This window comes from Limnohabitans sp. DM1 (assembly GCF_001269385.1).
Taxonomy (GTDB): Bacteria; Pseudomonadota; Gammaproteobacteria; order Burkholderiales; family Burkholderiaceae_C; genus Limnohabitans_A.
Genome location: NZ_CXOO01000027.1, coordinates 136,384 through 151,590, shown reverse-complemented (window position 1 = coordinate 151,590; position 15,207 = coordinate 136,384). Strand labels below are relative to the sequence as shown.

Here is a 15,207-nt window from a genome sequence, read left to right as displayed (position 1 = left end):
GCCACAGTGGCTTGGAGTGAACTGCCCAGATACACCTTGACCCACTGCGCGCCCTCAGCACGGCCCGCCAGCGTGGGCAGGGTGTTGGCCGTGATCGCGTCGCTGGCACTGCGCCCGCTGTCGGTGTCAACGGTCAAACCGCTCAGGACAGGCGCAGTCGGTGGCGTGCTCATCAGCGTGATGCTGCGCGTGATGCGGCTGACGTTGCCTGCAGCATCGGTGGCGCTCACGGTCAGGTTGGTGAGGCCATCCTCGCCCAAGGCCTGCAGATCGGTGGCACTCAGCTCCAGGATCCATTGCCCCGTGGCGTCGGTCGTGGCGGGCAAGTCCAGCATGCCTTGCGCACCGGTCCAGGACAGCTGCACCGAAGCGCCTGCTTCGCTGCTGCCGCGCAAAATCAGGCCTGCAGATTTTTCTGCGGCATTGACGATGTCATTGCCCGCCACAGCGGCCACCGACAAATTGGGAGCCGCCGTATCGACGTTGACCACCAGAGGCGCACTGAGGCCACCGATATTGCCTGCCGCATCGCGGTTCTTGACCGTCAGGCTGTGCTCGCCATCGAGCAATGCTGTGCTGGTCACACGCCACTGGCCAAGGCTGTCGGCCACCGCCACGCCCACCGTGGTGACGCCGTCCAGCAAAACCACTTCACTGCCGGGCTCCGAGGTGCCAAACACCGTCAAGCGGCTGTCGCGGGTGAGCAGATCTCCGGCCTCACCGGTGTCGTTCTCCAAGCCGTCAATGCGTGCTGCAAACGGCGATGTCTTGTCCAGCGTCACATCCTGGACGGCACTGGCGGCGCTCAGATTCCCGGCCGCATCGAGCAAGCGGGTCGTCAAGGCATAGACACCTTCAGGCAAAGCGCTGGCCAGGCTCACCCCGACCACGCCTTCAAGGACCTGGGCCTGCGTCAACACCACACTGCCCAGCACCTGCGTGCCCTGCAACAGCTGCAAGGTGTCACCGGCCACGGCCTGGGTGTTGGCCAGGCTGACCGAGAAACGCGGCAACAACTTGCGCGTGATCTGATCGGTGCTGGAAACGCCCGTGTCATCTGCAGGCAGCAAAGTGGGCGCAGAACTTGCTGTGGGCGCTGCCGTGTCCACCACCAGGTTCAGCACTGGCGAGTCGGGGCTGCTCAGCGCCACACCCGTGCGGTGCACCAGGCCCACCAGGGTGTACAGGCCATCGGCCAGGTCCACCAAAGGCTGCACGGTCACGGTGGTCTGGACAGCGGGGTCAAAGCCATCGGCCAAAGTGGTGCTGCCCAGCAAAACCCGGGCATTACCCGAGGGGCCTGCGTTGGTTTGCCACAGTTCCACCACATCACCGGCCACCAGGCTTGCGCCTGCGACTTGGGCAGTGTCAATCTCCAGCGTCACCACGGGCCGCTTGACCTGGGTGCGGTTATCGCTGGCAGAGCGACCACTGTCGTCACTGTCGTTCAGGTCCGGGGCGCCGGGGGCGTCCGGCACGCGTGTGTCAATGCGCAAGTCCAGGGCATTGGCCGAGAACACGCGGGTGCCCGAACGGTCCGTCAACCGCGCGTTCAAGGTGTAGAGGCCATCGGCCAAAGGCGCTGTGGCCCCCAACTGCACCGTTGCCACGCCTGCGCTGACTTGCTCAGACGTCAGGCTGATTTCAGCCCACACATCGCCCGCCGCATCCACCAGCGCCAGCATGTCACCGGCACTGGCCCTGCGGCCTGCGCCATCAAACAGCACGACCTGCAGCTTCGGTGCATTCACCGATGTGCGGTTGTCCACATCGCTCAGGCCCAGGTCATCTGCCGTCAGCAAATCGGGCATGCCCGGCGCTGCCAGAGGCGTGGTCAGCACCTCCACCGCATGGGTCAAGGACGTGCTGTTGCACGCCACATCGGTGACCACCAGGCGGATGCTGCGCCCTGAACCTTCGCCCAGGGCCGCCAGGTCATCGGCGCTGAGCGCATACGACCATTGCGTGCCAAAACTCTCGGGCTCCACGGTTCTGGCCGAGCCCCCGGTGCCCAGCACCAGCGTCAAGGCGGCCCCCGCCTCGGCCGTGCCGCTCAGCGTCACGCCCTGCTGCCAGTCGGCCGTATTGATGATGTTGTCGTCCGTGACGGCATCCACCGACAGGCTGCCTAGGGCAGGCGCTGCGGTGTCCAGCTGCACCACCAGGGTGGCCGAATAGGCGCTGACCAGGCCCGCGGCATCGGTGGCGGTGGCTTTGAAGCCATAACGACCGTCGCTGGCCAAGGCCGCGGGCAAGTTTGCCGACCAGCTGCCATCGGCCCCGGCGGCCACCGTCACCAGCGGACTGCTGCCCAGCACCAGGGATGACAAGTTGTAGGCATACACCTTCACGGTGCTGCCCGGCAAGGCCGTGCCGCTCAGACCAGGCTGAGCCAGGCGGGTGATGCGGTCGGTGTTGCTGCTGCCCGTGTCGGTGGCAGAGCTCAGGCCCGTGATCACCGGCGCCAGGGGTTGCGTGGCATGCACCTTGAAGTCAAACGTGCGCATGCCGCCCAAATTGCCCGCCAGGTCTTCGGTTTGCACCGTCAGGGTGTAGGCCCCGTCATCGAGCACGCTGGCACTGTCGTCAAAGCTCCACAAGCCAGTCACGGCATCTGCCGTGACCACACCCAGGAACTGCCCATCCAGAGCCAGTGATACGCGAGCGCCCGCCTCGGCCTGGCCAGAAAAACTCAGGTTGGCACTGGGCACCGTGTCCGACACCTCAAAAGCCACGCCGTTGAGGGCCAGACCGTTGACAGCGGCCGGTGCCGTTGTGTCCACCGACACGTTGAACACCGCAGAAGCTTCGCTGGCATTGCCTGCCAGGTCCACCGTTTTGGCCTGGAAGGCATAGTCGCCTTCCTCCAGTGCCAGGCTGCCCACATCAAACACCCAGGCCCCTGTGCTGCTGGCCGTGGTCACACCCACCAGATGGCTGGCGTCGGTGCCGCCCATATAGACCTCGATGCTGGCGTTGGGCTCTGCCGTGCCGCTCAATTCGAGCGCGGCGCTGTTGCTCAGGTGGTCGGTCTGGCTGCCCCCGGTGTCCGGCGTCATGGCGCGGATGATGGGTGCATCGGGCGCCACGTTGTCCACGCTCACCACAAAGGGGTTGGACGCCAGGCTGGTGTTGCCCCCCAGGTCACGGCCAATGGCGGTGTACACATAGCGGCCATCGGCCAGACTGCGCGGCACATTGCCCACCAGATCGTTGAACACCCAGGTGCCGCTGGCCGTGGTCTGCGCACTGCCCAGCTTGACGCCGTTGCGGTACACATCGACCCAGCCACGGGCTTCTGCTGTGCCGCTGAGGACCTGGGTTCGGGTGCGGGTCACGCCATCGGTGTCCTGGCTGCCGGTGTCGGCTTGCACCGCCAGCACCTGCGGCACCTTGGGCGCTTGCGCATCAATGATCAGGGTAAAGGCCGCACTGAGCGGGCTGACATTGCCTGCGGTGTCGGTGGACGTGAGCACGATGGCATAACGACCATCGGCCAGGTAACTGCCGTTGGTGTCAAACGACCAATGGCCCGAGGCATCGGCCAAGGCTGTGCCCAGCACCACATCGTTGGCCACCACTTTGACCACTGTGCCTGCTTCGGCCGCGCCTTCGAGCAGCGGTCGGTTGTTGCGCGCATAGCCTTCCAGCGTGGTGATGTCGATGCCCAGGCCGTCGATCTGGGCCAGCGCAGGCTGCACCGGCGCCACCACATCGAGCACCACATTCAGCACACCCGACCAGTCCGAAGCCACGCTGCGGGTGGCCCCGGCATTGAGCACGGCAGCGGCCACGACGCGGGCCTTCAGGCCCAGCAATTGGCCTTGCACAGCCTCCAGGCCTGTGGCCTGTGCGGGCATGTTCACAATCACGCGTTCCATCGCGATCTGGGCGGGGGTCAACACCACAGTCTTGAGCACCGTGCTGCCGGTGTCATCCAGCGCAATTTGCAGACTGTCGCCCACCGCCACGCCTTGCGGGATGCTGATCGACAGGCGCAGACCATTGACCCGGGTGTTGTTGTCCAGGCTGGATCGGCCGGAATCGTCTTCGCTCAGCAAATCGGGCGTGCCCGGGGTGGCGGGCAGGTTCAGGTTGCTGACAGCGTCCGAACTGACATAGAAGCTGGCGGCATCGTTGCCCGCCAAGTCCTGCAAAGCCATGCCGTCGTCAGCGGCTGAAGGATCGGTATAGGCCAGGGTCACCGCCTGACCGCGCGTCACGGCCTGGGCCAAGGTGATGAGCAAGCGGGTCTGCGTGCTGTCGCTGGCATCCCGCGTGACAGAAAGCACGTCCACCAGCTCGCCATCCACCGCCACGGCAAACGCTTCGGCAGGCAGTGCGGACTGCACCGCTTCGCTCAGGTTCAGGGTGATCAGATCACCATTGAAGCTCAAGCCCCCCAGCAACTGCGGGCGCACCCGGTCGGCAGGCTCGGTCAGCACTTGCGCGTTGTTCACGGTCAGCGTCAGCACCGAGGTGGTGGCCAGCAGTTCGGCATCGGTGGCCGAGAGATTGCCCGCCATGTCCACACTGCGCAGCACAATGCTGTGCGCGCCTTGCTTGAGGGCCGAGCCGTCATAGGTCAGCGCCCAGGCGTTGGCGGCCGACTTGACGCCCGCCTCACCCAGCAAATACAGGCTGCTGCCCACCCGGTCATAGACCTGGACCTTGACCACATCGGCCAGGGAATCGGTGGCAGCGCGTGTGGGCAAAGCGCCTTCCAGCGTGAACATGCGGTTGAGCGTGGTGCTGGCCGTGCGCGCCGCCAGACTGGCGGTGGTGTTGCTGTTGCTGCCATCGCCCAGATACAGGCTGGCGGTGAAGGGATCGGCTGGCGGCCTTGTTTCGTACAGCAGGTTGTAGCTGCCCGTGACCGAGCCGGGGTTCAGCCCCTTGTACAGCGGCGTATTGCCTGCGGCATCCACGATGGCACCGTCGATGTAGTAGTTGCCCGGCGTGTTGCCCTTCATCTGATCGCGCGTCAGCGCAAACAGCACCTGCCCGGCGTCAATATCGGCCGCAGTCAGCAAGGTGTCGACCGTGGTGTGCGCCGTGCCGTTGAGGTAATTGAGCACACGCACCCGGGCCGTGTCGCCCACACGGGCGTCGGCGGGCAAACGCATCACCGCTTGCGGCGGGGCGTTGGTGATCTTGTCGTTGTTCAGATGACCGCTGTCCACGCTGGCGGTTTCCCGCAGGTTCAGCCACAGCGGCTTGGTGGCCGTGAAGTCGATGGTGATCGACAGCGGCGCACTGGCCACCATGTTCCCGGCCACATCGTTTTGCACCACGATGTAGCGGTGCACGCCTGCTTTTTGGTAGGCGCTCAACTGGAACTCAAACACACCGGTGCTGGCGTGGGCCAGCACAAAACGTGCATTGAGCGCATTCAGCACCAGCTCGGACGGCTCCACCACACCCGAGCCATTGCGGTCTTCATAAATGCTGATGCGCGCACCGGGCTCGGCCACGCCCACCAGCGTGGGCGAACGGCTCTTGGTGACGTTGTCACCCAGTGTGCCGGTGTCATCGGTGGCTGAATTTTTCAGGGCCACTCGCAAGGTGGTGGCCGTGTCGCTGCCCACGGTGGGCGTCAGTGGCAAGGCACCTGTCGTGTCCACCACCAGACTCAGGGCGGCAGACGCCGGGCCCCGGTTGCCGCCCACATCCCAGGCGCGCCAGGTGATGGCGTGCGTGCCGTCGGCCAGGGCCGGGCCTTGGTAGCTGAAGACCCAGGTCGAGGCGCTGGGCATGACGGCAAAGCCCAGGCTTTGGGTGACACCACCAAAGGTGTCAAACAACTCCACACGCGTGGTGCCCGTGGGCAAGGCGCCAGACGATGCGAAGCTCAGGTCCGTGCCCCGGTTCACCCGGTTGTCGGTGTTGTTGACATCGGTGCTGAAGGTGCCGCTGTCGTCCACCGCCACCAAATCGGGCGCAGCGGCCGGGGCCGTGGGCAAGGCGTTGTCCACCACCAGCGCCGTGCGCAAAGTCACGCCCGCGCTGGCATTGCCCGCCCGGTCGATCATGAAGGCCGTCACCGCCGTGCCGGCTGAATACGTCACGGCCGTGCCCGCATTCATGGCGGTGGTCGGTGTGAAATCAATGTAGCCTTTGGCCATGTCCGCCGCTTGAAGCGTGACCAGGCCCAGCTGGGTGCCGGTCACCAAAGAGCTGGTGTTGATGCGGACCCTGTCACCCGGCACCGCATCGGCCGGCAAGGCAATTCGGAATGTGGGCGTGTTGTCGTTGGTCTTGCCGTCGTAGGGCGAATCCCCCGTGTCGCTGGTGGCGAGCAGCACCATGCTTGGTGGCGCCAAGGCGCTGGTGTCCACCGTGAAGGCCACCGCCTCGCTCACTTGCTCATTGCCTGCCACATCGGTTTGCACCACGCGCAAGTTGTAGGCCCCCACGGCCAGGCCGCGCAGGTCCACCGTGTAGGCCCCGGCCCCATCGGCCACCACCGTGCTGGTGATGACGGTGCCGGTGTCCTTGGTGTAGAGCGCCAGATTGTCTTCACCCAGATCGCGTCGGCCGTTGTTGTTGCTGTCGTTGAAGACGCTGATGCGGGCATTGGCCTCGGCCACGCCACTGAGCGTCAGGGCATTGACATTGCTGGTCAGGCGGTTGACCGTGTCGGTCAGGTCGGCACTGGCCAGGCTGGCCGTCAGGCCCGTCGGTGCGTTGGGGTCGATGGTCACGTTCAGCGTTTTGGCAGCGCCCTCGTTGCCCGCAAAGTCGACCGGTCGGACCGACATGGCATGCACCCCATCCGACAGGGTCACACCCGCAGGCAGGGTGAACGAAAAGATATTGCCGCCCTGCACATTGCCCACACTGGCACGGCCGAGAAGTTGCCCACCGTCGTACACGTTCAGCCAGGCGATTTCGGCCACATTGCTCACCGCACCGGTGGCGTTGAAGGTGATGCCCTGGTTCAGGCGCGTGATGTTGTCGGTGCTGCTGCGTCCCAGATCATCACTGTCTGCCAGGTTCAAATCCACCGCCAGGACCGGTGCCGTGGTGTCGATGGTCAGGTTGGGGATCGCGGTCAGCGTGGACGACTTCACCCCACCCTGTGCGGTGTAACGGAAGAAGTTGGTGCCCGTGCCCACTGTCAATGCCGTCGTGGCCACATCCACATAGCCCTGGCTCAGGTGGGCAGCCGTGAGTGTGGCCGTTCCTTTGCGGTTGACATCGTTGGCGCCTGCAGTGCTGGCATTGAAGATTTCCACCAAACCGCCCACAGCAGCCCCAGTGCCCAGGTACACGCGCAAAGTCGGGCTGGTGGTGTTGGTGATGCGGTCATAGGCCGAAGCCCCCAGGTCCGAAGCCACCGTCGGCGCGATGCTGAACACCGCCGAGGACGGCAAACCGCCCGCCACGGTGAGCGTGGTCACGGTGGCGGCCTGGCTGATGCTGCCTGCGCCGTCGATCAGCTGCACACTGATCAGGTTGTTGTAGGTTGCTGCGGCCAGCGCCTGGTTGGGCAGCACCTTGAGCACCACAAAACCCTGGGCGATGTCGCTGGCCGTGACGCTGGCGCGGGCCAGCTCGGTGGCGCTGTTTTTCATGACCACCAGGTCACCCACTTGCACCACGCCGTCGCCGGTAACCGGCAAGTCGATGCGGAAACTCGGCTGCGCCAGCACGGTCAAGCCGTCTTCATCCGGCGTGATGCCGTCAGCTGCCAAAAGGCGCGGCGTGCCGGGCAGCATGGGCATGGTGCGCTGCGAAGTCACCACCAGTGCATCGCTTTGGGTGCCGATCAGCTGGCCCTGGCCGTCCAGGGCGATGGCACGCAAACGGTTCACGCCGCCGGGCAAGGTCACTGTGCTGGCCGTCAGCAGGCCTGCCGCGTCGGTGCTCAAACTGGTGCTGATCAGCTCGCCGCTGTCGAGCAAGCCGTTGTTGTTGCGGTCGTTGTAAAGCCAGACCGTGGCGTTGGGCGCCATGCGGCCGGTCAAGGAAATGCTGTTTCCCGAGATCAGCTTGTCGTCGGGGTTGCCTGTATCGACGCTGGCGTTGTTGCCAATCCACAAGCGGTTGGCATAGGCCTTGACGGGCGTGGTGGCGCTGTCCTCGAAGTCCAGCACCAGGGTGCTGGAATAGGCGCTCAGATTGCCCGCCGCGTCGCTGGAGCGCACCAGGATGTTGTGGATACCGCTGCTCAGTGCGTTGCCGCTGTGCGTCCAGACCCAGCTGTTGTTGGCCAAGACCGGCGCGGTGCCGATCAGCACTTCGCCGTCATAGATGGACACCAGCGCGCCAGAGGTGGCCGTGCCGCTGAGCGTGAAACCTCGGCTCATGCGGGTGATGCGGTCGGTGTTGCTGCTGCCCGTGTCGGAGTTCAGCAGCGTGACCGTGGGCGTGGCCGGGGCGGTGTTGTCGGTGGTGTAGCGCGGCAGCACCACCGGTGCGCTCAGGTTGCCGGCCTGGTCTTCCAGACGGGCGCTGATGGCGTTGGTGTAGACGGTGTCGGCCGCCAGGGTGAACCCACTGCCCACCGCGCCCACTTTGCTGAACGTGCTGATGACCGCAACGCCCGCGCCCGGGGTGTCGGTGATGGTGGCACCACCGGCCGTGAAGCCCAGGGTGTGGCTGGCCACGGGTGTGATGGCTGTGCCCGCCGACAAGGCGATGGCATCCACGGTGCTCAGCTGCTGGTTCCAGGTTCGATAGTTCAGGATCTGGCCGTCAAAGTAACCGCCATGAAAGGCGTGGCCCAGGCGTTGTTCGGTGTCCCAGTTGTAGTCAGAGCTGGTGCGGTTGCCGTGCGCCCGCAACACGCCATCGACATAAATGTCGGTCCCTCGGGCGCCCAGGGTAAAGACCACGCGGTGCACCGCGCCATCGGTCAGGTTCAGACCCGTGGTGTAGATGACCTCGCTGTTCCAGACATAAGAGCCGATGTTGCCGTCGGGCGTGACCCACAGACCTCGGTCATAGGCGCCGCCACTGGTCACCGCAAACAAGCCCCCGCCCGTGGTGGTCTGAAAAACAATTTCCCGACTGACGCTGGTCTCGGGCTCGTTGAGCGAGAAGTTCAGATAGCCGTTGCCCGTGAAGCTCAGCACCGATTCGGTGGTCACCCCGTCGCGGGGGTCAAAGTCCACATAGCCCCGGTCCTTGTCGGCTTGCGTGATGAGCAAAGTCGCCAGCACCGAGGTGGTGTTGTCGGCCGAGTACAGACGGATTTTGTCCCCCACGAGTGCTTCGGCAGGCAAATTCACGCGCACGGTGGGCTGCAAATTGCTCACGATGCCGTCGGCCGCAAACACGCCGTTGTCACCCGCGATGATCTGGATGCCCGTGGGCCGCTGCGCCAGGGTGTCCACCACCACGGTGCTGACGGCCGACACGCTCATGGCACCGGCCACATTCGTGGCCAGGGCATACAGGCTGTGGGTGCCCGCAGGCAAGGTCAAGCCCAGGCTGTAAGTGGTGCCGCTCAAGGTCGCGGTGCCGAGCAACTCGCCATCGTCCATGCGGGCGTTGCCGTTGCGGTCCCGGAAAATCTGCACCGTGGCCCCGGCTTCCGCCGTGCCCGTCACCGTCAAGCTGGTGTTGCGGGTCAGGCCGTCGTTGTTCAGGTTGCCACTGTCCGTGGCGGTGGTCAGCGTGGGCGCGCTCAGTGGCGAGACCCGGGTGTCGATGGTCACCACACGGTCGGCCGAACGGTTGCTCACCGAGCCGGTGATGTTGACCAGGCCATAGCCGTCGGCCGTGCCTGTGGTGGCCAGCGTCATGGCCGTGCCTGCGGTCCAGGCGGCGTTGACGGCAGCCGCGGTCTGTGCGGGGTTGCCGCCGTGCGTCCAGTATCGGGCGCCGGTGCTTCGGATCTGCAAAGCGGTGCCGCTGGTGCTCAAGACCACCGCGACCATTTTGGTATGCACCCCGTTGTTGTAGACCGCGATCCAGGTGTCGGTGGTGCCTGCCAAACGGACAAAGCTGGCATGGCCACTGGGGCCGCCATCGACGGACTTGCCGTTCATGATCGCGCTGCTCAGCTCGACCAGATCGACCCGCGAGGCACTCAGGCCGGTGGACGTGGCGGTGCTCGTCAGGTTGCTGCCATAGCTCAGACGCTGCGCGCTGTTGCCCGCGGCGTCGAGTTCAACCACGCTCAGCTTGTGGACGCCATCGGCCAAGGGCGCTCCGGTGTAGACAAAAACGTAGGTGTTATCAGCCCTCACATCCGCATGGCCCAGCACGGTGGCCGTCGGGCCTGCCTGGTCGAGCACCTGAATGCGCGTGACGCCCTGGCCGCTGCTGGCGGTGCCCGTCAGCGTGAAGCCCGTGTTGATGGCCATCGTCAGGTCGGTGTTGGCCGCACCCCCGGAAAGGGCTGCGTCATCAGCGCTCAGCAATGTGGGCTGTGCGGGCGCCACGGCGGGTGCCGTGGTGTCGATGCGCAGCATGGGCAGGTAACTGCGTGCCACCACATCACCTTGGCCGCCCACGCGGTAGTCCACCGTGATCGGGTTGCTGCTGGTCGAAGCCAGCGTGGCGCTCAGATCGGCATAGCCCCGCGCCACATCCGTGGCCGTCAGGGTGTAGGACAGCACGGTGGTGCTGCCTTGTTTGAGCGTCAGGGTGTCGCCGCTGGAGACACCTGTTGCCAGGGCCTGGCGCAAGCTCACTTGGGCGCTGCTGCTGTAGGTGGCCTCTGTGCCTGTGGGGTTGAGCAGCTTGGGCGCGGCCCACAAAGGGGTTGCATCGTTGACCACCAAAAGCGGCTGCGTTTCCACATTGCCCATGCTGTTGCCTGCGGCATCGCTGGCGGTCACGGTGACGATCGGGTTGGCACTTCTGAAGCTGCTGGTCGGCACGCTCAAGCGCCAGCTGCCCTGGGTCGCATCCAGCACCAGTCCGTTGCTGGTGGTGTAGCTGTTGCCATCGACCGTCACACTCAGCGAGGCCGTGTTGAACTTGTCAAAGCTCCCCGTCAAAGTGGTGCTGACCGGCCAATTGCCCGCTGCCGTCATGGCCAGCTGGGCGGCGCTCTGCCTTGTCAGGCGCAAGTTGTCCAGATCCAGATAAGCATTGGCCGTGAGATCTTGCGTTGTGCCATACAGCACGCGCACACGCTGCCCGGCGTCCTGGGCCAGGGCTGTGTATTGAAAACTCAAATTTTTGAAAGTGCCATCCGCTCCCAGATCACTGGTGGTGATCACGCGACGCGACAAGAGCGTCGCCGTGGTGCCATCGGTGCGGAACAAAGCCACATGCCCGCCCACCACCAAGGGGTGCGCTGCGAAAGTTCCCCCGCGGTTACCCACATCCACACTCAAGGTCAAGAGATCACCCGTGCTCAGCGTCGTGGTGGTGTCTTGGTAGAACTGCACACCTCCAGCCACATTGGGCTGATAGATGTAAGCCATGTTGTTGTTGGTGGGATAACCAAAGTTAGAGGTCAAGGGGTCATACAAGCCGGTATCAATGCTGCTGCTACCGACCTTGGTCCAACCGGCAGGCGTGATGCCACCTTGAATGAATCCGGCAGCCACCGCATCGGTTTCGAAGTCAGCGTTGGTGATCAGGTTGTTGGGCGGGAACTGCCCTATGACGGCCAAGGGGTCCACCGTGGGGCGGCCCGGCGGCGTCAAGTCCACGCTCAGGCTGAAGGTTTGCGAAGCCACACTCAAGTTGCCTGCCCGGTCCAATTGCACAGCACGCAGCGCGTGCGTGCCTTGGGGCAGGTTCACATCGAGCGTGAAAGCGCCTGTGGTGCCGTCGGCATTGACGCTGCCCAGCAGTTCGCCGGTGTTGATCAGGCCATTGCCATCGGCATCGTCAAACACCAGCACTTTGGCGCCCTTGTCGGCAAAGCCCCTGAGCGTCAAGGCCGAGCTGTTGCGGGTGATGCCATCGCCCGTGGGCGTGGTGTCGTCCGGGCTGTCGAGCGTGAGTGGGGGCAGCTTGGCCGGGCCGTTGGTGTCAAAAGCCACCCACAGCAAGGCGCTGGGTGCCGATTTGTTGCCCGCCAGGTCCACCGCCTTGACGCTGAAGCCACGCGTCACGTCCGCATAAGGCACGCCGCTGTACGTGAAGCGCCAGGTGCTGTTGCTGCGGTCCACCTGCGCCACGCCGATCGGGGTGGTGGCGCTGCTGTCGTCATAGACCTCGACGCTCACCACATCGGCCGCGATGGTGCCGCTCAGGGTAAAGCCGGTGCTGATGCGGGTGATGTTGTCGGCCGAGGTGCCGCTGTTGTGGCTGCCTGAAGCGGCCGTGGTGAAACTGTCGTCTTCGGCGATCAGGTCGGGCGCTGCCAGCGCCGCTGGCGCGGCTTTGAGAGTCAACGAGGGCATGGACACCGTGGCCCCTGCGTTGCCTGCGGCGTCGGTGATCTGCGCCCTGATGGTGTCGTTGTAAGTGCCCGCCGCCAGCGCTGAGGCGCTGACTTGGAGGTCCGCATAGCCTGCACTGAGCATGGCGGCGGTGACGCGGGTCGAGGCCAGCAGCGTGCTGGCATTGAGGACCGAGACCGTCTCATCCACCCGGGTATCGGCGGTGTTGAGGCTCACGCGGAACGTGAGATCACGCCCGGCGGCGGTGAAGGCATCGTCGCTGCGCTGCCCGCCGTCGCTGCTGCCCAGCAAAGCGATGCCCACAGGTGCCATGGGCGGCTGCAGGTCGATGTTCAGGCTGACGGCCTGGCTGGCCAGGCTCTGGTTGCCCGCCTTGTCAAAGGCAATGGCCCGCACGTCGTGGCTGCCCGCAGACAGCACTGCGCCGTCGGCATTGAACTGCCCATAGGCATTGGCCGTGACTTCGGCGATTTGTTCGTCGGCGTCCACCAGGCTGTTGTTGTTGAGGTCGTCAAACACCACCACGCGTGCGCCTGGCTCTGTGTTGCCGCTGAAGCGGGCCACGGTGCCGGTGTTGGTCAGTGCACGGGTGACGCCGCCATCGGCCCAGGCTGTGCCCATGACCAGGCTGGGGCGGCTGATGGCCGTGTCCACCAGCACCGTGCGCAGGGCCGAGCGTGCGCCCACATTGCCTGCCGCGTCGATGGCGGCCACGCTGAAGCTGTGCGCCCCTGCGGCCAAGGGATGAGCGCTGCCGGTGTTGAAGCTGTAGTTGCTGCCCGTGAGTGTGGCTTCGCCAATTTGCACCGTCTGGGTCGGGGTGTAGCTGAAGTCAAAGCTGGTGATGTCATACCCCCCGCCTGCGCCACTGCCGGCGATTGCGATGGTGCTGACCGGTTGCAGCCAGGCGGCGTTGAGCAAGCTGGCGTCGGTGCTCTGGTTGCCACGCGCCCAGGCTGCGCCCGCGCTGCGTGCAAGCAAGCTGCCGTCGGCGGCCAGGCTCAGGCTCAGGGCCACCATGCGGGTGGTGTTGCTGGCCGCATCAAAAGACGCCAGCAACCAACGGTCGGTGCTGCCAGTTTCGCGGTAGGCCACGGCGGGCACAGGCGCACCGATGCCTGCACCGTCCAGATAGGCGTTGCTGATGTTCACACTGGCCACACCGGCCGGGAACGCCAGTTCCACGCCTTGCACCGCGTACTGCGCCACATCGGCCACGCTCAGGGTCAAGCCCGCGCCGGGGTTGTAACTGCCGGTGCGCGTCTGTGTGGTGTCTGCACGCGTGTCGTACACCAGCACGCGCACCGTGTCTGCGGGCACGCTGCCGCTCAGGCTCAGGCCCGTGTTGCGCTGGGTCAGGTTGTCGGTGCTGGAGGTGCCCGAGTCGCTGCTGGCCGACAAGGTCGGCGCGGCGGTGATGGCGGGGCCACTCACGTCCACCACCAAGGGGTAGGTGGCGGGCGATTTTTCGCCTTCGTTGCCTGCGCGGTCGGTCAGGCTGGCCGTCAGGTTGTAGGTGCCTGCAGCCAGGGCCACCATGTCGGGCAAGGTGAATTCGGCCACGCCGGTTTGCACCTGTGCGGCGCTCAGGCTCAGGGCATACAGCACGGTGCTGCCGTTGTAGAGGCTCAAGCGGTCACCCACGGCAGCATCGGCGGGCAGGGCCACGCGCAAGCTGGGGGTGGTGTCGCTGGTCACGCGGTCAGCGGCGCTCACGCCTTGCACCGCCAGGTCCACCGGGGTGTCGCTGCTGGCCAGCACATCCACCACGCCGGGTCGGCCCGGTGGTGTGGTTTTGACGGTGATCACCAAGGCCTCGGACACCTCGCCAATCGGCATGGCGGTGCTGGCGTTGTAGGCCATGGCGCGCAAGCGGTGCTCGCCGGTGCCCAGGGTCAGCGACAAGGAAAAAGCCCCTGTCGTGGCGCTGGTGGTGGTGGGCGCGCCCACCGCTTCGCCCAGCGAATACACACCGTCGTTGTTCAGGTCTTCAAAAATCTGCACCGTGGCGCCCGCCGCCAAAAAGCCGCTGACCCAGAAGGCGTTGACATTGGTTACCGCGTCATTGCGGCTGTAGCCGCTGTCATAGGCCGAGAGCAGACCCAGCTGGCCCATGCCCAGCACCTGCACTTTTTCAGTGGTGTCCACCAGCAAACGCATAGGGGTCGCAAACGGGCCGGCATTGCCCGCCTTGTCAATGAAGCGGGCCGACAGGGTGTGCAAACCCGGGGTCAGCGCCGGGCCGTCGTAGGTGACGTTGATCTGGCTGACGCTGCCCACCGGGGCGCGCATCAGCAGGGTCTGGCTGTCCCAGACCTCGATGAAACGGATGCCCTCATCGGCCCCCGTGGCTTGGAGGGTAAAGCCCGTGTCCAGCGCCGTGATGTTGTCGGCCGCGCTGATGCCGGTGTCGTCTTGCGTGAGCAAGGCCAGGCTGCTGGGCGCAGCGGGCAGCGTGGTGTCCACCGTGACCCAGGGCAAGTTGCCACGGGTGTTGGAAAACCCGCTGGCATTGCCCGCCTGGTCGATCATGCGGGCGTAAATGCCCGCGCTTTGCGTGCCGTCGTAGTTGCCCGACAGGTTCTGGGTGGACTTCAGGTCCACATAGCCCCGGGCAATGTCCAGTGCCGTGAGCAGGCGCTGACCGATCAGGTTGGCGCCAGTGAAGCTGGCCGCTCTGTACAGCTGCACTGTGTCGCCCAAAACGGCATCGGGGGCCAGGTTGACGCGGAAGGTGGGCCGGGCTGTGGCGACCACGCTGTCGATCAGGCTGGTGCCATTGTCCTGGCCGGGTGCCAAAGCCACGCTGACGGGGCGCTGCACCACGCTGTCCACCACCACCGGCAGGGCGCTGCTGGGCGCACTGATGTTGCCCGTCACGTCGGTTTGC

General features: G+C 65.3%; 1 protein-coding gene (only partly in view). It reads right to left on the bottom strand.

Every position in this 15,207-nt window falls within one protein-coding gene, locus AMM33_RS11650, for an Ig-like domain-containing protein, read on the bottom strand. The gene is 46,485 nt long; 18,127 of those nucleotides lie to the left of the window and 13,151 to its right, leaving coding positions 13,152–28,358 in view, spanning codon 4,384 (partial) through codon 9,453 (partial); the first complete codon in reading order (the gene reads right to left) occupies window positions 15,204–15,206. Both the start codon and the stop codon lie outside the window.